This is a genomic window from Pseudomonas sp. P5_109 (assembly GCF_034009455.1).
Classification (GTDB): domain Bacteria; phylum Pseudomonadota; class Gammaproteobacteria; order Pseudomonadales; family Pseudomonadaceae; genus Aquipseudomonas.
Window position 1 is genome coordinate 6425084 of record NZ_CP125380.1, and the last position, 18768, is coordinate 6443851.

The window sequence follows — 18768 nt, forward strand, 5'->3', positions numbered from 1 at the left end:
GGGAAAGTCTGGGTTGGCTGTGTGAGGAATGAATGGAGGGAATGTGGAGACTTTGTGGAGACTGGGCCAGCCCTAAGGCAGGCGCACTGTCACTTGCACTCCGCCGTCGACATTCCCGATGCTCAGGGTGCCGCCATGCAGCTTGACCACTTCCTCGACAAAGTTCAGCCCAAGCCCGGTGCTTTTGCGCCCGCTGTCCGGCCTCGGCAGTGAGTAGAAACGCTCGCTCAGCCTTGGCAACGCATAGTCTGGAATGGCCTCGGCCTGATTGAACAGCTTGAACTCGACCTGCCCGCCCATTCGCTGGGCACTGAGGCGCACCAAGCCTTGGGGCGGGGTGAAGTCCAGGGCGTTTTCCAACAGGTTGCCCAATGCTTGCCGCAACAGGAACGGCTCGCCACTGAGCGTCAGATCGGCGGCAATCGTCTGCTCCACCTGCAACTGACGGGTTTCGATTCGCGCCGCCTGGGCACTCAGCAATTCACTCACCAATGCCGCCAGCGGCACGTCGACGCGTTCCTCCAGGCCCTGGCGCTGTTCGACTAGCGCCAGATTCAGCAAGCGCTCGATCAACTGCTGCATGCGCACACTTTCGCTATCGATGTTGCCAACGAAGCGTTGCCGCTGAGCCGGAGGCATATCGCCTTGCAACAGTTCCGCCGCGCCACGAATCGCTGCCAGCGGACTCTTCAGCTCATGGGTCAAGGTGTGCACGTAACGCTCGACATAGGCCTTGCCCTCAAGCTGCGTGCGCATCTGCTCCACCGCCGTGGCCAACTGATCCAGTTCACCGCCACGATAGTGTGGCACTTCAACCCGCCGACCCTCACTGACGCCTTGAGCGTACGCCGTCAGTTTGCGCAGGGCGCGACTCAGCCACCAGGACAACACCGCGCCGAACAGCAAACCGAGTCCGATCAGTCCGGCGCCATAGGCGAGCAATCGGCGTTCGGTGCGATCCACATAAGGCTGTAGCGAACTGTTGGGCTTGGCCACGGAGACCACGCCGATGATCTGGCCGCTGTCGCGAATCGGCGCACCGACGTGCATCACCGAAGACCCCGGATCGTTCGGGTCACTGCGCGTGGAGCGAGCACCGTATTCACCGCGCAGGGTCAGGTACACGTCATTCCAGCGCGAATAGTCCTGCCCCACCGCCGCCCCGCTGGAATCCAGCACGACGATACCCTTGGCGTCAGTGACGTAGATGCGGTGGTTGACCTGGTTCTTCGGCAAGCCCCAGATTTTCGCCGCAGGCTGGCGCTCACCATAGGCCTTGAGTAGCTCCGGCCAGCGGCTCTGGTTGAGGGTGCCGGCCTTGAAGTCATCGCGCAGGATCTCGGCCATCAGGTTGGCGGTATCGACCAGGGTTTCTTCGGTGGACTGGCGAACGCCGGGGCGGATTTCTTGCACGACCGTGTTGAGCACGAAGTAGCCCGTCAGGCCGATGAACAGGGCGTAGACCAGGAAAATCCGGATTCCCAGCGACATCAGCTGTGTCCCGGGTTGTAGCTGTAGCCGAGGCCACGGTGGGTTTGGATCGGTTCGGCATCGGCCTTCACCAATCGCAACTTGGCGCGCACACTCTTGATGTGGCTGTCGATGCTGCGCTCGTAACCGGCGTCGGCGGCCACGCCCACCGCATCGAGCAACTGTTCGCGGCTGAAGACGCGTTCGGGCTGCTCCAACAGGCATTGCAGCAGACGGAATTCATGGCGGGTCAGGGTCAGCAGTTGACCGCGATAACTGATTTGCACGCGTTCGCCATCGATGCGGAACAGCTCCGTCGACGGTTCGCTCACCGGGCGGGGTGCCATGCGCTTGAGAATCGCCCGAACCCGCGCCGCCACCTCCCGGGGGCTGAACGGCTTGACCACGTAATCATCCGCGCCGATTTCCAGGCCCACGACGCGATCGATCTCGCCATCCCGGGCACTGAGGAACATCACCGGCACTTCACTGAAGCGCCGCAGTTGCTTGCAGGTTTCGAAGCCGCTGATGTCCGGCAGGCCGATATCGAGAATGATCAGATCGGCCGGGGTCTGGCGCTGATGCTCCAGCGCCGCCGCGCCGAGGCTCAGCCAGGTGGTGCTGAAGCCCTCGCCTTGCAGGGCGAAAATCAGGGTGTCGGCAATGGCCGCTTCGTCTTCGACAATCAGGATATGAGGCATGGCGTCCTAGCCCGGCAGGGATGTGGGCGAACGGTGCCCCAAGCCTCAGACCCCGTCAATCAGCAATCGGGCTTGTCCGCCGTAAACCGCCGGGCCGGATTCACCGCAGCGCCAAACTCACGCAAGGCCTTGGCGCCAATCAGCAACGGGTAGTTGAAGCTGCTGCGGTCGGTGAGGTTGACCTCCACGGTGCGCTTGACGTTGCCCAGGCACAGTTCCAGATCGACCACCGGGCGCATCGTCGGCGCGACGACTTCGTTGTCCTCTTCGTCCTCTTCGGAACGGGTCTTGATCTTGCTGATGCGCGCGACCTTGTGTTCGTAGACCTGGTTGCTCGCATCCTTGGTGCCGAGGCGGAAGCGCACCCAGTCTTCACCGCCACGCTTGAAGGTTTCGATGTCCCTGGCCGACAGCGACGCGGTCAGGGCGCCGGTGTCCATTTTGGCCTTGAGGACTTGCCCGCCGATTTCCGGCAGGGCGATGTATTCGTAACGCCCGTACAGGGTCGGCTCGGCGGCCATGACCGGCAGGGCGATAAGGGAGAGCACTGCAAGGAGGGATTTCACGTAATGGGCTTCCTTGGGAATATGGGCGTCGATCGCGGGATTTTAGACAGTCAGCCCGCTATTCGTTCGCCTTGAGTTCGCTTCGCGAGCAAGCCCGCTCCCACAATGGACTGCAGTGAACCACCTGTGGGAGCGGGCTTGCCCGCGAAGAGGCCAGATCAAACACTGCAACACTATGGCCGATCCGATTTCACCCCAGCATAACGCCGCAAAAGTGAAACATTCGTCACCGCCGATTTGGCCTGTCGCCCGAAGCTGCTTATCATGGCGCGCCCAACCGCTTGCACGAGTGATTTATGCGCCGCCTGCTCACCGGCTGTTTCGTGACCCTGCTGCTTTTGCTCAATACCCTGGTCCTGATCGGGCCGTTGATGGTGTTTGCCCTGCTCAAACTGATCCTGCCCGGCCGCTTTCGCGATTACGCCTCATGGGCGGTGATGTGGATCGCCGAGACCTGGTCGGAATTCGACAAGCTGATTTTCCGCCTGTGTATCCCCACCCAATGGGACATCCGTGGCGGTGACGATCTGCGCCGCGATACCTCGTATCTGGTGATCAGCAACCATCAATCCTGGGTCGACATCCCGGCGCTGATCCAGACGCTGAACCGGCGCACGCCGTTCTTCAAATTCTTCCTCAAGAAAGAGCTGATCTGGGTGCCTTTCCTCGGCCTGGCGTGGTGGGCGCTGGATTACCCGTTCATGAAGCGCTACAGCAAGGCGTTCCTGGCCAAGCACCCGGAACTGGCGGGCAAAGATCTGGAGATCACCAGACAAGCCTGCGAGCTGTTCAAGCGCCAACCGGTGACGGTGGTCAACTATCTGGAAGGTACGCGTTTCACTGCAGTGAAAAGCGCTCAACAGCAGTCGCCATTCACTCACTTGCTCAAGCCCAAGGCCGGCGGGGTGGCCTTTGTGCTGGCCGCGATGGGCGAACAACTGGACGCCGTTCTCGATGTGACGGTGGTTTACCCGCAGCAGAAGATTCCGGGGTTCTGGGACTTGATCAGCGGCAATGTGCCAAGGGTCATCATCGACATAAAGACCCGCGAACTCGACCCGACGCTGTGGCAGGGCGATTACGAAAACGATCCGCTGTTTCGCGAAAAAATCCAGAACTGGGTCAACCAGCTCTGGATCGAGAAGGACCAGCGCATCGACGCCTTGCGCGCCGAGCCTCGCTGAATCAGCTACCGGCGGTGCCGGCGCCCCAGATGCTGCCCAGGCTGCCCAGCAACGAACCGCCGACGCCCTGCTGGCCGAAGTATTGCAGGAGCACCGGAGCAAACTGGCCGATCATGCCGCTGTCCATGCCCAGGGCGCTGAAGGCGTTGTTCAGGTCGTTGGTGTCCTTGACGTTGCCCAGGGCGTTATCCAGCCCTGCCGCTTTGCCGCTGGAACCGAGCAGGCCGGCCAGCGCGCCCAACTCACCGCCGCCCGAGAGCATGTCGATGCCCGGCACGCTTTTGGCCAGTTCCGAGTAATCGGTCGAACTCAACTGATTCTTCGCCAGCCCCAGCATCGCCCCGGCACCGCCAACGGCTTGCTGTGGGGTGATGTTCAATTGACTGAGCGTGCTCAGCAGGTCGGCTGTCTGCGGCGTTGGTGCGGCAGTCGCAGCCGCGTCACCGCCCTGCATGCCCGCAATCGCGCTGGCCGCATCGCTCAGGTTGAACTGTGCAAAGGCCGGACTGACCGCCAGGGTCAAGAGCGATGCCAGGGCAAAACCGCGTAAAACCTTCATTCAGACATCCTCTATGAACACCGCCCGGCAATGGGCGGCGAAAAACTGTGCATTGGACTGGTATCCCCGAGGATTGTTCCCAGCCCCCTGTAGGAGCGAGCTCGCTCGCGATGAACGTTAACGATAACGCGTACTTCCTGGATTAACGCGTTGGCCTGGAGTCCATCGCGAGCAAGCTCGCTCCTACAGGAAAAATTCCCGCGCCCTGCATCCAGTCTGACGTCTCCCGCGTATATCAAGCACGGACAGACACTCCTGGCCGATTCTCATCACAAGGATCATCACCATGAAACGCACTTCGATCAAAACGCCATTGATTGCCAGCCTGCTGACCCTGGCCCTTGGTGGCGGACTCGTCCTGAACACCGCGCTAGCGGCGGACATGGGCCACGACACCGTCACGGTCGGTGGCCAGGCCATGCTACCGAGCAAGGACATCGTCGATAACGCAGTGAACTCCGCCGATCACACCACCCTGGTGGCCGCGGTAAAAGCCGCCGGCCTGGTCGACACCCTCAAGGGTAAAGGCCCGTTCACCGTGTTCGCCCCGGTCAATTCGGCCTTCACCGCCCTGCCCGCCGGTACCGTCGACACCCTGCTCAAACCGGCCAACAAGGCCACGCTGACCCACCTCCTCACCTACCACGTGGTCGCCGGAAAACTCGACATGATGACCCTGGCCGAGAAGATCAGGGCCGGTGGTGGCAAGGCCGAACTGACGACGGTTGCCGGCGGCAAACTGTGGGCAATGATGAACGGCCCGCACAACATCACCATCAAGGATGAAAAGGGCGACGTCGCGGACATCACCACCTATGACGTGTACCAGTCCAACGGGGTGATACAGGTCATCGACAAGGTGCTGATGCCGAAAAGCTGAGCCATACCGCCGTCCCCGCGCTTAGGGGCCGGCGGTACTCCCGGGGTGTTCGCCGTGAATGGAACAACTGCGCACCGTGAACTAACCTCTGCCTGCAACCGGCCCCTTGCCCCGCTTTCCGGGAGAACCGCTATTCCCATCACCGACGCCGATCAGCTCAGGCAACTGCTGGCCCAGTGTTCACTGGGCGACCGCCGCGCGTTCGAGACGCTGTACCGCAGCGTCGGCCCGCGTCTGCACGGGGTAGCGCTGCGCTTCATGGGCCGGCCGGACCTGGCCGAAGAGGTGCTGCAAGAGAGCTTCGTGCGCATCTGGAACAATGCATCGCGCTACGAAGCGCATCTGTCGGCGCCGTTGACCTGGATGATCAACATCACCCGTCATCAAGCCATCGACCAGTTGCGCAAACATCGCGATCGGCCATTGAGCAATCTCGAAGAACAGATGCTCATGGATGAAAGCCCATCGGCCCACGAGCAACTGGCCAGTGCCCGCGACGCCAGCGCCTTGAGCCGCTGCCTGGATAGCCTCGAAGGCATGCAGCGCCAGTCGATTACCGTCGCCTATTTTCAGGGACTGTCATGCTCGGAACTGGCCGAACACCTGGCCGCGCCGCTAGGCTCGGTGAAATCCTGGATTCGCCGCGGCATGGAACGCCTGCGCAGGTGCCTTGAATCATGAACTATCGAACCCCGACCCTGCGCCGCGCCCTCGCCGCCGACTATGCCATTGGCCTGATGCCCGCCACCGCGCGCCGGCGTTTCGAACAGCTGTTGCTGGAAGATGCGACCTTGCGCGCGGAATTGGCGCATTGGCAGGAAAGCCTGGCCAGCCTGACCGACGCCCTGCCGGAGCAGCCGGTACCGGATCGCGTCTGGCAAGGCATTACCGCGCGGATCGACCCGCAAGAATTGCATGTGCCGGCGAAACGGCCGTTCTGGAATTGGCTGCGAGTGACGGCGGCGGTTTGCTCGCTGCTGATCGCCTTGACCCTTGGTGTGATCTACACCCGCGACGATGCCCACTACAGCGCGACCCTGGCCGGCGCCGACGCCCAACCGGCGTTGCGTGTTCTGGCCCATGCCGATTACCTGCAAGTCGAACCGCTGACACTGGCAGCGATAGAACCGGGGCAAAGCCTGGAGTTGTGGGCGATCCCGGCGGACGGCAAACCGATTTCCCTTGGCGTGATCCCGGCGGGCGGCAAAGGCAAAGTTGAGCTGAGCGACGCGCAGAAAGCGCTGATCGGTAAACCGATTGCGCTGGCGGTCAGCCTCGAACCGAAGGGTGGTTCGCCGACTGGGCAGCCGACGGGGCCGGTGTTGTATCAAGGGGCATTGGCGACGCTCTGAAGGCGATAAATCTTTCCTGTGGCGAGGGAGCTTGCTCCCGCTCGGCGGCGCAGCCGTCGCAAACGATCCACCACGGTACAGCTGATATACCCCATACCCAGGATTCAGGGCCGCTCCGCAGCCCAGCGGGAGCAAGCTCCCCTCGCCACAAGGTTATGTCGATCACCAGATCTGATTTACAGCTCAAAAAAAACGGCGACCCGAAGGTCGCCGTTTCATTTTGCGTGAAGGCTTACGCCGCGCTGAACATCTTGTGCGGATCGATCACAAATTTCTTCGGCACGCCGGCATCGAACTCGCCATAACCCTGCGGTGCCTGATCCAGGCTGATCACCTGAACGCCCACCACTTCGGCGATGTTGATGCGGTCCCACATGATCGCTTGCATGAGCGCGCGGTTGTACTTCATCACCGGGGTCTGGCCGGTGTGGAAGCTGTGGGACTTGGCCCAGCCCAGACCGAAGCGAATGCTCAGGCTGCCCATTTTCGCGGCAGCGTCGACAGCACCCGGGTCTTCGGTCACGTAGAGGCCGGGAATGCCGATCTTGCCTGCCACCCGCACCACGCCCATCAGCGAGTTGAGCACGGTGGCCGGGGCTTCGTGTTTCACGCCGTCATGGCCGTGGCCACGGGCTTCGAAGCCGACGGCGTCGATGGCACAATCCACTTCCGGCTCGCCCAGCAACGCGGCGATCTGTTCGTGCAGCGGAGTGTCCAGGGAAAGGTCGGCGATCTCGAAGCCTTGGGCCTTGGCGTGGGCCAGGCGCACGGTGTTGACGTCACCGACGATCACCACTGCCGCGCCGAGCAGGCGAGCGGATGCGGCCGCCGCCAGACCGACCGGACCGGCACCGGCGATGTACACCGTGCTGCCAGGACCAACGCCGGCAGTCACGGCACCGTGATAGCCGGTCGGCAGGATGTCGGAGAGGCAAGTCAGGTCACGGATTTTTTCCATGGCCCGGTCGCGATCCGGCAGTTTCAGCAGGTTGAAGTCGGCGTACGGCACCATGGCGTATTCGGCCTGGCCGCCGGTCCAGTCGCCCATGTCGACATAACCATAGGCACCGCCCGGACGCGCCGGGTTGACGCTCAGGCACACGCCGGTGTGCATCTCTTTGCAGGAACGGCAGCGCCCGCAAGCGACGTTGAACGGTACGGATACCAGGTCGCCGATTTGCAGGTTCTCGACGTCGCTGCCCTTCTCGATCACTTCGCCGGTGATTTCGTGGCCCAGTACCAGGCCGGTTTGAGCGGTGGTACGACCGCGCACCATGTGCTGGTCGGAACCACAGATGTTGGTGGAAACCACACGCAGGATGACGGCGTGGTTGATCTTCCTGCCACGCGGGTCCTGCATTTTCGGATAGTCGATTTTCTGTACTTCGACCTTGCCAGCGCCGAGATACACCACACCACGATTGCCAGACATGCTTTCACCTCGCTGTTGTTTTTATGTAGCGGTCGCGTCACCAGGGATCGGCGCCGCGTTGATTGCTCTGGGTGTTGCCTGTGTGTTTTGTGTTGTTCGTGTGGGCCTCATCGCCAGCAAGCCGGCTCCTACAAGGGATCGCTGCGCCGACCGCAATCCTGTAGGAGCCGGCTTGCTGGCGATGGGCTGCGAAGCGGCCCCAAAAACCTAAAGAACAACGGTGCGATTAGCGTTCAAAAACACTCGTCGCTCAATGTGATACCCAACCGCCCGCGCCAACGTCAGCCCTTCGATATCCCGCCCCTTGGCGATCAGGTCTTCCGGGTAATGGCTGTGGTCCACTGCCTCGACGCCCTGGGCAATGATCGGGCCTTCATCGAGATCGTTGTTGATGTAATGCGCCGTGGCGCCCACCAGTTTCACGCCCTTGTTGTAGGCCTGGTGATAGGGCTTGGCACCCTTGAACCCGGGCAGCAGGGAGTGGTGGATATTGATCGCCTTGCCATCGAGCTTGCGGCACAGTTCCGGCGACAACACCTGCATGTAACGCGCAAGAATCACCAGTTCGGCGCCGGACTCCTCGATCACCTGCCACACCTGACGCTCTTGCGACGGTTTGTCGTTCGGGTCCAGCGGGAAGTGGTAGTACGGAATCTGGTGCCAGTCGGCCAGTGGCTTGAGGTCCGGGTGGTTGGAGACCACGGCGGCCACATCCATCGACAACTGGCCGATGCGCTGGCGGTAGAGCAAGTCGTTGAGGCAGTGATCGGCCTTGGAGACCATGATCACCACCTTCGGTCGATAGTTCGGCGCGGTCAGTTCGAAGATCATGCCAAACGCTTCGCCACGCTCGGCCAGGCCCGCGCGGAACGACTGTTCGTCGAAGCCATCGGGTTGACGGAACTCCACTCGAATGAAGAAACGGCCCGAGAGCCGGTCGTCGAAGGAATGGTGCTCGGTGACGTAGCAGCCCTGCTCGAACAGAAAGCGGGTCACCGCGTCCACGGTGCCGAGCACACTCGGGCAGTCGGCGGTCAGAATCCATGTGTCTGGGGCGCGGCTCATGGTGCGGTGACTCCTTTGAATGCGGTAGATGCCTCCTGTAGGAGCGAGCTTGCTCGCGATGGAGGTCAACGATGACGCGTACTTCCTGATTCAACGCGTCGCTCTGAAGTCCATCGCGAGCAGGCTCGCTCCTACAGGGTCGGGTGTGATCAGGCCTGAACGCTAAGCCCATACTCGGCAGAAGCATCCTGCAACCACAGCCACCAGTAATCCGAGAAGCTGCGACGAATCAGCAGTTCCCAGGTGTCTTCGGCGGTGTGGCGGATCATCAGTTGCGACTTGGCGAACACCGTGCCGACGGCTTTGCCCACCGGGAAGTTGTTCGGGTGCACGTCGTAGCTGGTGGACTTCATCAGCACCTGGCGCACGTTCGGGCCGCTCAGTTCGATGACTTGCTGGCCACCGCTGACGTTGACGATTGCAATGTGCAGATCGCCCAGCGCTTCGCGCAGTTTCTGCTCGGCGGCCAGTTCTTCACCGGTCGGCACGATCAGCAGCCACTCATCCGGTCCCATCCATTGCAGGCTGGTTTCGCCTTTGACGATGACAGTCAGCGCACCCGGCAATTCGATGCCCAGGGCTTTGTGCACGCCTGCGGCAAACGCGGCGTCGTGGCCATCGCCACGAATGGTCAGGTGGCCGAGGAGTTTTTTCTCACGCACGATCACGCCGGCGTTCTTGCGACCCTTGCCCACCAGGCTGGCGAGATCGGCGTGATGCAGCGACGACTCGGCCTTGGCCCCGGAGGTTGGGCGTTGTTGGTAAACATTGGCTGCGGTCATAAAGCACCTGTCTTGAATTCTGTTGATAGTGCGGTCGCCTCCTGTAGGAGCCGGCTTGCTGGCGATCCAAACGACGCGGTGTATCAGATGCACCGCGTTATCGTTCATCGCCAGCAAGCTGGCTCCTACAGTCAAAACCACATCCGGCAATCACACGTTCTGGCGTTCGCCTTTCGGATCGAAGAACACCGAAGAAACGATTTCCGCCTCGATCACGCTGCCGTCGGCCAGCGGTGCGAACACTCGCTCACCCATGCGCTGCAACCCGCCCTTGACCACGCCCATGGCGAACGAATAACCCAGGGAGTTGTGCAGGTAACTGGAAGTCACGTGACCGACCATGGTCATCGGGATGGCTTGCTTGGTGTTGAACACCAGTTGCGCACCTTCCGGCAGCCATTTGTTCGGATCGATCGGCTTCAGGCCAACCAGCTGTTTGCGCTGATCACGCACACAGTCCTCACGGTTCATGCCACGCCAGCCGATCCACGAGAACGGTTTGGTGCGACCGACACACCAGCCCATGTTCAGGTCGTCCGGGGTCATCGAGCTGTCAGTGTCCTGACCGACGATGATGAAGCCCTTCTCGGCCCGCAGCACGTGCATGGTTTCAGTGCCGTACGGGGTCAGGTTGTACTTCTTGCCAGCGTCGACGATTTTTTCCAGCACGCCCATCGCATAGTCGGCTTGCACGTTGACTTCGTACGACAGTTCACCGGTAAACGAAATCCGGAATACCCGCGCCGGCACACCACCCACCAGACCTTCTTTCCAGGTCATGAACGGGAAGGCTTCGTTGCTCAGGTCGATGTCGGTGACTTCGCTGAGCAGCTTGCGGCTGTTCGGCCCGGACAAGGTCATGGTTGCCCAGTGGTCGGTCACGGAGGTGAAGTACACCTTCATGTCCGGCCATTCGGTCTGGTGGTACAGCTCCAGCCACTGCAGGACGCGAGCCGCGCCGCCGGTGGTGGTGGTCATGACGAAATGGTTGTCGGCCAGGCAAGCCGTCACACCGTCGTCGAAGACCATGCCGTCTTCTTTGCACATCAGGCCGTAACGGGCCTTGCCCACATCGAGCTTGGTCCAGGCGTTGGTGTAGACGCGGTTGAGGAACTCGCGAGTGTCCGGGCCCTGGATGTCAATCTTGCCCAGGGTCGAAGCGTCCAGCAGGCCGACGCTGTCGCGCACGGCTTTGCATTCGCGCTTCACGGCGGCATGCAGGTCTTCACCGGATTTCGGGAAGTACCACGGACGTTTCCACTGGCCGACGTCTTCGAACTCGGCGCCGTTTTTCAGGTGCCATTGATGCAGGGCGGTGTAGCGCACAGGCTCGAAGATGTGCCCACAGTGACGGCCGGCCACGGCGCCGAAAGTCACCGGTGTGTAGTTCGGACGGAACATGGTGGTGCCCATCTGCGGGATGGTCACGTTCAGCGAGCGGGCGGCGATGGCCAGGCCGTTGACGTTGCCGAGCTTGCCCTGATCGGTGCCGAAGCCCAGCGCGGTGTAGCGCTTGACGTGCTCGACCGACTCGAAACCTTCACGGGTCGCCAGTTCGATAGCGGCGGCGGTGACGTCGTTTTGCAGGTCGACGAATTGCTTCGGTGCCCGTGCGGTGTTCTTTTCATGGGGCACCTGGAACAGCGCCAGGGTCGGCTCTTCGAGACGGCTCAGGGCTTTTGGCAGCAAGCCTTCGACGGTCTGGAACCCGGCTTCAGCGGCGGCGCGAGCGCCTCCTTCAAAACCGTCGGCCAGGGAATCGCCGAGGCCATAGACGCCGTTGATGCCACCGACGCACACGCGTTTCTGCGGTGCTTCACCCGGTACGAAACCGAGGATGTCTTCACGCCAGATCGGCTTGCCACCCAAGTGCGAAGCCAGGTGAACCACCGGGCTGTAGCCACCGGAGCTGGCCACCACGTCGCAGTCGAGCCATTCGCCAGGGCTGGTCACGGTGTGCGCCTTGACATCGATGGCGGCCACGCGGGCAGCGGTCACGTGCTTGCTGCCACGGGCCTCTATCACGGCGCTGCCGGTGAGGATGCGGATACCTTTGGCGCGGGCTTCTTCCACCAGCGCACCACGTGGATTGCTGCGGGCGTCGGCAATGGCCACCACTTGCAGGCTGGCATCGAGCCAATCCAGGGCAACGCGGTAGGCGTGGTCGTTGTTGGTCGACAGCACCAGCTTCTTGCCCGGTGCCACGCCGTAACGGCGCACGTAGGTCGAAATGGCGCCGGCGAGCATGTTGCCCGGCACGTCGTTGTTGCCGTAGACCAGTGGACGCTCGTGAGCGCCGGTCGCCAGCACCACACGCTTGGCGCGGACCCGGTGGATGCGCTGACGCACCTGGCCAATCGGTGCACGGTCGCCGAGGTGATCGGTCAGGCGCTCGTGAATGGTCAGGAAGTTGTGGTCGTGGTAGCCGTTGACGGTGGCGCGCGGCAACAGCAGCACGTCCGGGGTGTTCTTCAGTTCGTCGATGACGCTGGCGACCCACTCAGTCGCAGGCTTGCCGTCGAGGCTTTCGCGGGAATCGAGCAGGCTGCCGCCGAACTCTTCCTGCTCATCGGCGAGGATCACCCGGGCACCACTGCGCGCAGCCGCCAGTGCAGCGGCCAGGCCAGCAGGGCCGGCGCCGACGATCAGCACGTCGCAGTGCTGGTTCATGTAGTCGTAGGTGTCCGGATCGTTCTCGGTCGGCGAGCGGCCCAGGCCGGCAGCCTTGCGGATGTACTTCTCGTAAGTCATCCAGAACGATTGCGGGTACATGAAGGTTTTGTAGTAGAAGCCCGGTGGCATCAGCTTGCCGCCGACCTTGCCGAGAATCCCCATCATGTCGTTGTTCACGCTCGGCCAGCCGTTGGTGCTGGTGGCGACCAGGCCTTGGTACAGCGCCTGTTGCGTGGCACGCACGTTCGGGATCTGCGTGGCTTCGGTGGCGCCGATCTGCAGCACCGCGTTTGGCTCTTCAGCGCCCGCGGCGAAAATGCCGCGCGGACGGGAATACTTGAAGCTGCGACCAATGATGTCGACGCCGTTGGCCAGCAATGCAGCGGCCAGGGAGTCGCCTTCGAAGCCTTTGTAGTTCTGGCCGTTGAAGGTGAAGGTCAAGACTTTGTTGCGGTCGATCCGTCCGCCGTTGGACAGGCGATTGATCTGGCTCATACCTTCTCTCCCAGAGCCGTGCTGGCCGCTTTCGGGCTATCGGTCTTGTCGGTGAATTGTGGCTTGGCGCCGATCTTGTAGGTTTCGAGAATCTCGTAGGTCACGGTGTCACGGGTGACGTTGAAGTACTGACGGCAACCGGCGACGTGATCCCACAGCTCGTGGTGCAGACCGCGCGGGTTATCGCGGAAGAACATGTAGTCGCCCCACTCCTCGTCGGTGCAGGTGTTCGGATCCAGTGGACGCGGGATGTGCGCCTGGCCGGATGCGTGGAATTCCTCTTCGGAGCGCAGTTCGCCGCAGTGAGGACAGAAGATATGCAACATGGGGATTTCTCCTGTTAGTGGGCAACCGCAGCAGCGCCGTGTTCATCGATCAACGCACCGTTGTGGAAACGGTCGATGGAGAAAGGTGCGGCCAATGGGTGCATTTCACCCTTGGCCAGGCTCGCGGCAAACACGTTGCCCGAGCCAGGGGTGGCCTTGAAGCCGCCGGTGCCCCAACCGCAGTTGAAGAACATGTTCGGTACCGGGGTTTTCGAAATGATCGGGCAGGCATCCGGCGTGGTGTCGACGATGCCGCCCCACTGACGGTTCATGCGTACGCGGGACAAGACCGGGAACATCTCGACGATGGCCTGGATGGTGTGCTCGATCACCGGGTATGAACCACGCTGGCCGTAGCCGTTGTAGCCGTCGATACCGGCGCCGATTACCAGGTCGCCCTTGTCGGACTGGCTGATGTAGCCGTGCACGGCGTTGGACATGATCACGCTGTCGATAATTGGCTTGATCGGCTCGGACACCAGCGCTTGCAGCGGGTGGGATTCGATCGGCAGGCGGAAACCTGCGAGCTTGGCCATGTGCCCGGAGTTACCGGCGGTCACTACGCCGACGCGCTTGGCGCCGATGAAACCCTTGTTGGTTTCAACGCCGATGCACACGCCGTTTTCCTTGCGGAAACCGATCACTTCGGTCTGCTGGATCAGGTCCACGCCGAGGGCGTCGGCAGCCCGGGCAAAGCCCCAGGCCACGGCATCGTGACGGGCCACGCCGCCGCGACGCTGGACGGTCGCGCCCATCACCGGGTAGCGAGTGTTCTTCGAGCAGTCGAGGTACGGAATCTCGTCGGCCACTTGTTTGGCATCGAGCAATTCGCCGTCCACGCCGTTGAGGCGGTTGGCGCTGACCCGACGCTCGGAATCACGGATGTCTTGAAGCGTGTGGCACAGGTTGTAGACGCCGCGCTGGGAGAACATCACGTTGTAGTTCAGGTCCTGGGACAGGCCTTCCCACAGTTTCATCGCGTGTTCGTACAGGTGCGCCGACTCGTCCCACAGGTAGTTGGAGCGAACGATGGTGGTGTTGCGCGCGGTGTTACCGCCGCCCAGCCAGCCTTTCTCGACCACGGCCACGTTGGTGATGCCGTGTTCCTTGGCCAGGTAGTAGGCCGTGGCGAGACCATGCCCGCCACCACCGACGATGACCACGTCGTAGACCTTTTTAGGGGTCGGCGTGCGCCACATTTTCTGCCAGTTTTCATGATGGCTGAGAGAGTGTTTGAAGAGGCCGAAGCCCGAGTAGCGTTGCATAGTCATTTACTCCAAAACCGCACTCAGCGATAAACCGGGAAGTCCGCGCACAGGGCTGCCACTTGCTCGGCGACGTTGGCCTCGACATCGGCGTCGCCGAGGTTGTCGAGGATGTCGCAGATCCAGCCGGCCAGCGTGACGCACTGGGTCACCTTGAAGCCGCGAGTGGTGACCGCCGGGGTGCCGATGCGCAGGCCGGAGGTCACGAACGGCGACTGTGGATCGTTCGGGACAGCGTTCTTGTTCACGGTGATGTGGGCGCGACCGAGGGCGGCATCCGCCTCTTTGCCGGTCAGGCCCTGACGGATCAGACTGACCAGGAACAGGTGGTTGTCGGTACCGCCGGACACTACATCGTAGCCGCGTTTGATAAACACGCCGGCCATGGCCTGGGCGTTGTCGATCACTTGTTGCTGGTAGACCTTGAAGCCAGGCTCCAGCGCTTCCTTGAAGCACACCGCCTTACCAGCGATCACGTGCATCAGCGGGCCGCCCTGGGCACCCGGGAACACTGCCGCGTTGAGCTTCTTCTCGATTTCTTCGTTGGACTTGGCCAGGATCAGGCCACCACGTGGACCGCGAAGGGTCTTGTGGGTCGTGGTGGTGACCACGTCGGCGTAAGGCAGCGGGTTCGGGTACAGACCGGCAGCGACCAGACCGGCAACGTGGGCCATGTCGACGAACAGCAGTGCACCCACCTTGTCGGCAATCTGGCGGAAGCGCGGGAAGTCGAGGGTCTTGGAATAGGCGGAGAAGCCGGCAACGATCATCTTCGGCTTGCACTCGACGGCCAGGCGCTCGACTTCGTCGTAATCGATCAGACCGGTCTTGGTGTCGATGCCGTACTGCACGGCGTTGTACAGCTTGCCCGAGGACGACACTTTGGCGCCGTGGGTCAGGTGACCGCCGTGGGCCAGGCTCATGCCGAGGATGGTGTCGCCGGCCTGAATCAGGGCCAGGTACACGGCGCTGTTGGCCGAGGAACCGGAGTGCGGCTGCACGTTGGCGTAATCGGCGCCGAACAGTTGCTTGGCGCGCTCGATGGCCAGTGCTTCAACCTTGTCGACGTGCTCACAACCGCCGTAGTAGCGCTTGCCCGGATAGCCTTCGGCGTATTTGTTGGTCAGGCCACTGCCTTGCGCTTCCATGACGCGTTTGCTGGTGTAGTTCTCCGACGCGATCAGCTCGATGTGATCTTCCTGACGTTGCTCTTCGGCATTCATCGCCGCCAGCAGTGCATCGTCGTAACCCTGGATCTGGTCTTGCTTGCTGAACATCGCGTCTCTCCCAGCGGCGGCGGTGCGCCATTCGTCTCGGTGAGGCACTGGTTTTTTGGCAGTGCCCTTTGATAGCGATGGTATGACTGGCTTGGAGTCGTCAAATGCCTACGGGCGCCACGCAAAGGTGCGTTTACGACATGGCGGGAAATGGCATGCCGAACACAAACCTCAAATCAGAATGGATCCCTTGTGGGAGCGGGCTTGCTCGCGAAAGCGGTGTATCAGTAAGCATTGAAGTGACTGACACTCCGCTTTCGCGAGCAAGCCCGCTCCCACAGGGTCATGCGACAACCTGACGTACCGCCAGAAGAGCGAGGAAATGCGCGGGATAAAGCGCATACGCCCAACGCCGCATCGGTGGTGGTTTTGCGCCCTTTGCATGTCGCAACAAGAACAGCCCGAGCCATGGCGCGATCAGACACGTGACGATGGCCGGAATCGCCGCGACATTGCCCAGTCGGGCGGCGTAATACAGCACCTGCCATTGGTTGGCCGCCAGGCACACCAACCCCGCCAACAGCGCGAAATACCATGGCCGTTGCAGTATCAGCAACATCGCCAGCGGCAACAGAACGCCAAAGAACCCGAACATCAATCGCTGGGAGAAAAACCCGGCCAGCAGTACCGCGCCAACGGCCAGCAGGCGCGACGCAAGCACTGGCTGCTGCCAGCCGCGAACCACCAGCCAGCCCAGGGCAAGGGTGGGCAGCACGTTCAAGGTGTCGGGATTGGCAATGAACATTCGGTAAGGAATTTCACTCACCGCGCTGAACAGCAACAGCCAGCCCAGATAGCGCCACTGGCCACCGGTCGTCGTAGTCCGCACGCGCGCCAGATTGACCGCCATCGCCAGGCAGAACCACGGAAAGGCCAGGCGCCCCGGCACATACAGCCAATCGGCGGAATAACCGACATATCGCAGGTGATCGAGGACCATGCTCAAAAGCGCCAGCCACTTGAGCAGATCCAGTGCCCCGTCCCTTGAACTCACGTGCATAATTACCCTTCGACTGTGTATTTTCCCGACAGCGACATCCTGTGCGCTCCACCTGACGATCTTGGGTAAAGTGCGCACCCTCATTGACCACGGGACGCTTCACCATAGGCATCTCGACCACGGAAGCAGGCCATGACCGACAAGAGCCAACAATTCGCCAGCGACAACTATTCCGGCATCTGCCCTGAAGCCTGGGCCGCCATGGAACAGGCCAACCACGGCCACCAGCGCGCATACGGTGACGACGAGTGGACCGCCCGCGCCTCCGACGATTTCCGCAAACTGTTCGAAACCGACTGTGAAGTGTTTTTCGCCTTCAACGGCACCGCCGCCAACTCGCTGGCGCTGTCGTCCCTGTGCCAGAGTTACCACAGCGTGATCTGCTCGGAAACCGCCCACGTCGAAACCGACGAATGCGGCGCGCCGGAATTCTTCTCCAACGGCTCCAAACTGCTGATCGCCCGCACTGAAAACGGCAAGCTGACCCCGGATTCGATCCGCGAGGTCGCGCTCAAGCGCCAGGACATCCATTACCCGAAACCCCGCGTCGTGACCCTGACCCAGGCCACCGAAGTCGGCAGCGTCTATACCCCGGACGAAATCCGCGCCATCAGCGTTACCTGCAAGGAACTGGGCCTGAACCTGCACATGGACGGCGCGCGTTTCTCCAACGCCTGTGCATTCCTCGGCTGCACCCCGGCTGACCTGACCTGGAAGGCCGGCGTCGATGTGCTGTGCTTTGGCGGCACAAAAAACGGCATGGCAGTGGGTGAGGCGATTCTGTTCTTCAACCACAAACTCGCTGAAGACTTCGATTACCGCTGCAAACAGGCCGGGCAGCTGGCCTCGAAAATGCGCTTCCTGTCGGCACCCTGGGTCGGGATCCTGGAAAACGACGCCTGGCTCAAATACGCCAACCACGCCAACCGTTGCGCGCAATTGCTGGCCGAGCTGGTCAGCGACATCCCGGGCGTGGAGCTGATGTTCCCGGTACAGGCCAACGGCGTGTTCCTGCAACTTTCGGAACCGGCCATCGCCGCGCTGACCGCCAAGGGCTGGCGCTTCTACACCTTCATCGGCAACGGCGGCGCCCGCTTCATGTGCTCGTGGGATACCGAGGAGGAACGTGTGCGGGAATTGGCGAAGGATATTCGCGAAGTGATGAGTGCCTGAGTCTGGCACCAGCAGCGGCAGGCGCATCCGGATTGCGTCGTGCCGCTCATCGGATCTGACATTTCTGACAGTTCAATCTCTCTACAACACGGGCGTAATGTCGGACCACCTGAAACGTTACATAGCTTTTCAGGAACCATGGTCTGTCGAGTATTCGACGTTATCCGTATTTCAGTAGGGAGAGTGACTCAAATGAGCAATCAATCTGAAGGTATACCTCTGAAAAATGAAAACGCAGTTGAAGAAGAGCTGGAGTATGAGGAAGTATTGAAAATTGCGAACATCGGCGACAAGTTTAGATATTCCGACAATTCAGAATCAACTATTGTAAAAAAAGTATTCACGCGAAACCCGTCACGAAAATACGTAATTACACTCTACACAACACAGTCGTAAATTATCGCTCAATGCTCCGTGTCAAAGCCTCCTAGACGCGGAGCCTTTCAGACGCCTACTAGTGATCCGGAACGCCTGAAATCGATACTGCCAGTGACGGGTGCAACAGAATTTCGCCTGCCGCTCATCGGCTCTGGTATTTCTTACAGTTCCAGATATGGATATCGCGGGT

Annotated in this window: 17 protein-coding genes; 5 read left to right on the plus strand and 12 right to left on the minus strand. The window is 61.4% G+C overall.

Features of this window, described 5'->3' with window-relative positions:
- Window positions 1-72: 72 nt before the first annotated feature.
- The 3 genes from creC to QMK54_RS28645 are packed head-to-tail and all read right to left on the minus strand — an operon-like array spanning window position 73 to window position 2737.
- Window positions 73-1491 (minus strand): two-component system sensor histidine kinase CreC, encoded by a 1419-nt coding sequence (creC, locus tag QMK54_RS28635; protein ID WP_320401693.1) that lies wholly within the window; start codon window positions 1489-1491, stop codon window positions 73-75.
- Entirely contained in the window at window positions 1491-2171 is a 681-nt protein-coding gene (creB, locus tag QMK54_RS28640) for a two-component system response regulator CreB (RefSeq protein WP_110660142.1), read from the minus strand. Before creB ends, creC begins: the two co-directional genes overlap by 1 nt.
- A 59-nt stretch (window positions 2172-2230) precedes the next feature.
- Window positions 2231-2737 (minus strand): ATP-dependent zinc protease, encoded by a 507-nt coding sequence (locus QMK54_RS28645; protein ID WP_320401694.1) that lies wholly within the window; start codon window positions 2735-2737, stop codon window positions 2231-2233.
- Window positions 2738-3033: 296 nt separating this feature from the next.
- On the opposite strand from QMK54_RS28645, the gene QMK54_RS28650 reads away from it, so the two are divergent.
- Window positions 3034-3921, plus strand: a complete 888-nt coding sequence (locus QMK54_RS28650; RefSeq protein WP_320401695.1) for an acyltransferase — start codon at window positions 3034-3036, stop codon at window positions 3919-3921.
- A gap of 1 nt (window position 3922) precedes the next feature.
- Here the strand turns inward: QMK54_RS28650 and QMK54_RS28655 are convergent, their stop codons facing one another.
- Window positions 3923-4480 (minus strand): DUF2780 domain-containing protein, encoded by a 558-nt coding sequence (locus QMK54_RS28655; RefSeq protein WP_320401696.1) that lies wholly within the window; start codon window positions 4478-4480, stop codon window positions 3923-3925.
- Between the two features lie 286 nt (window positions 4481-4766).
- On the opposite strand from QMK54_RS28655, the gene QMK54_RS28660 reads away from it, so the two are divergent.
- Genes QMK54_RS28660 through QMK54_RS28670 form a run of 3 tightly spaced genes read left to right on the plus strand, consistent with a single transcriptional unit; the run spans window position 4767 to window position 6712 of the window.
- The gene (locus QMK54_RS28660) at window positions 4767-5360 is read left to right on the plus strand and encodes a fasciclin domain-containing protein (RefSeq protein WP_320401697.1); all 594 of its coding nucleotides are present in this window, start codon (window positions 4767-4769) and stop codon (window positions 5358-5360) included.
- 54 nt (window positions 5361-5414) lie between these two features.
- On the plus strand, window positions 5415-6041 hold the full coding sequence (locus QMK54_RS28665; RefSeq protein ID WP_320401698.1) for a sigma-70 family RNA polymerase sigma factor: 627 nt from the start codon (window positions 5415-5417) through the stop codon (window positions 6039-6041).
- Window positions 6038-6712 carry an anti-sigma factor domain-containing protein gene (locus QMK54_RS28670; protein WP_320401699.1) on the plus strand — a complete coding sequence of 225 codons (675 nt, stop codon included), beginning with the start codon at window positions 6038-6040 and terminating at the stop codon, window positions 6710-6712. Before QMK54_RS28665 ends, QMK54_RS28670 begins: the two co-directional genes overlap by 4 nt.
- Window positions 6713-6944: 232 nt before the next feature.
- Here QMK54_RS28670 and fdhA read toward each other — a convergent pair whose 3' ends face one another.
- The 8 genes from fdhA to QMK54_RS28710 all read right to left on the minus strand — a co-directional run bounded on the left by fdhA (window position 6945) and on the right by QMK54_RS28710 (window position 17027).
- Window positions 6945-8144 carry a formaldehyde dehydrogenase, glutathione-independent gene (gene fdhA / locus QMK54_RS28675; protein ID WP_103396677.1) on the minus strand — a complete coding sequence of 400 codons (1200 nt, stop codon included), beginning with the start codon at window positions 8142-8144 and terminating at the stop codon, window positions 6945-6947.
- A 207-nt stretch (window positions 8145-8351) separates the two neighbouring features.
- Complete coding sequence (gene purU, locus QMK54_RS28680; RefSeq protein WP_007981374.1) at window positions 8352-9209, minus strand: formyltetrahydrofolate deformylase; 858 nt, start codon at window positions 9207-9209, stop codon at window positions 8352-8354.
- Window positions 9210-9358: 149 nt separating this feature from the next.
- Complete coding sequence (locus tag QMK54_RS28685; protein ID WP_110663341.1) at window positions 9359-9991, minus strand: sarcosine oxidase subunit gamma; 633 nt, start codon at window positions 9989-9991, stop codon at window positions 9359-9361.
- A 150-nt stretch (window positions 9992-10141) separates the two neighbouring features.
- Window positions 10142-13159, minus strand: coding sequence for a sarcosine oxidase subunit alpha (locus QMK54_RS28690; RefSeq protein WP_223589817.1), 3018 nt, complete (start codon window positions 13157-13159; stop codon window positions 10142-10144).
- Window positions 13156-13485, minus strand: coding sequence for a sarcosine oxidase subunit delta (locus tag QMK54_RS28695; protein ID WP_056726580.1), 330 nt, complete (start codon window positions 13483-13485; stop codon window positions 13156-13158). Before QMK54_RS28695 ends, QMK54_RS28690 begins: the two co-directional genes overlap by 4 nt.
- Before the next feature lie 14 nt (window positions 13486-13499).
- On the minus strand, window positions 13500-14750 hold the full coding sequence (locus tag QMK54_RS28700; RefSeq protein ID WP_007947735.1) for a sarcosine oxidase subunit beta: 1251 nt from the start codon (window positions 14748-14750) through the stop codon (window positions 13500-13502).
- Window positions 14751-14773: 23 nt separating this feature from the next.
- On the minus strand, window positions 14774-16027 hold the full coding sequence (gene glyA, locus QMK54_RS28705; protein ID WP_110662447.1) for a serine hydroxymethyltransferase: 1254 nt from the start codon (window positions 16025-16027) through the stop codon (window positions 14774-14776).
- A gap of 283 nt (window positions 16028-16310) precedes the next feature.
- Window positions 16311-17027 carry a TraX family protein gene (locus QMK54_RS28710; protein ID WP_110662448.1) on the minus strand — a complete coding sequence of 239 codons (717 nt, stop codon included), beginning with the start codon at window positions 17025-17027 and terminating at the stop codon, window positions 16311-16313.
- A gap of 132 nt (window positions 17028-17159) precedes the next feature.
- Here QMK54_RS28710 and QMK54_RS28715 point away from each other — a divergent pair, with 132 nt between their 5' ends.
- Window positions 17160-18200 carry a low specificity L-threonine aldolase gene (locus QMK54_RS28715; RefSeq protein WP_223589812.1) on the plus strand — a complete coding sequence of 347 codons (1041 nt, stop codon included), beginning with the start codon at window positions 17160-17162 and terminating at the stop codon, window positions 18198-18200.
- Window positions 18201-18768 lie beyond the last annotated feature (568 nt).

Coding starts and splice junctions, on each gene's coding strand:
- creC (WP_320401693.1), bottom strand. CDS start 1,491: ATGTCGCTGGGAATCCGGATTTTCCTGGTCTACGCCCTGTTCATCGGC.
- creB (WP_110660142.1), bottom strand. CDS start 2,171: ATGCCTCATATCCTGATTGTCGAAGACGAAGCGGCCATTGCCGACACC.
- QMK54_RS28650 (WP_320401695.1), top strand. CDS start 3,034: ATGCGCCGCCTGCTCACCGGCTGTTTCGTGACCCTGCTGCTTTTGCTC.
- QMK54_RS28655 (WP_320401696.1), bottom strand. CDS start 4,480: ATGAAGGTTTTACGCGGTTTTGCCCTGGCATCGCTCTTGACCCTGGCG.
- QMK54_RS28660 (WP_320401697.1), top strand. CDS start 4,767: ATGAAACGCACTTCGATCAAAACGCCATTGATTGCCAGCCTGCTGACC.
- QMK54_RS28670 (WP_320401699.1), top strand. CDS start 6,038: ATGAACTATCGAACCCCGACCCTGCGCCGCGCCCTCGCCGCCGACTAT.
- fdhA (WP_103396677.1), bottom strand. CDS start 8,144: ATGTCTGGCAATCGTGGTGTGGTGTATCTCGGCGCTGGCAAGGTCGAA.
- purU (WP_007981374.1), bottom strand. CDS start 9,209: ATGAGCCGCGCCCCAGACACATGGATTCTGACCGCCGACTGCCCGAGT.
- QMK54_RS28685 (WP_110663341.1), bottom strand. CDS start 9,991: ATGACCGCAGCCAATGTTTACCAACAACGCCCAACCTCCGGGGCCAAG.
- QMK54_RS28690 (WP_223589817.1), bottom strand. CDS start 13,159: ATGAGCCAGATCAATCGCCTGTCCAACGGCGGACGGATCGACCGCAAC.
- QMK54_RS28695 (WP_056726580.1), bottom strand. CDS start 13,485: ATGTTGCATATCTTCTGTCCTCACTGCGGCGAACTGCGCTCCGAAGAG.
- QMK54_RS28700 (WP_007947735.1), bottom strand. CDS start 14,750: ATGCAACGCTACTCGGGCTTCGGCCTCTTCAAACACTCTCTCAGCCAT.
- glyA (WP_110662447.1), bottom strand. CDS start 16,027: ATGTTCAGCAAGCAAGACCAGATCCAGGGTTACGACGATGCACTGCTG.
- QMK54_RS28710 (WP_110662448.1), bottom strand. CDS start 17,027: ATGCACGTGAGTTCAAGGGACGGGGCACTGGATCTGCTCAAGTGGCTG.
- QMK54_RS28715 (WP_223589812.1), top strand. CDS start 17,160: ATGACCGACAAGAGCCAACAATTCGCCAGCGACAACTATTCCGGCATC.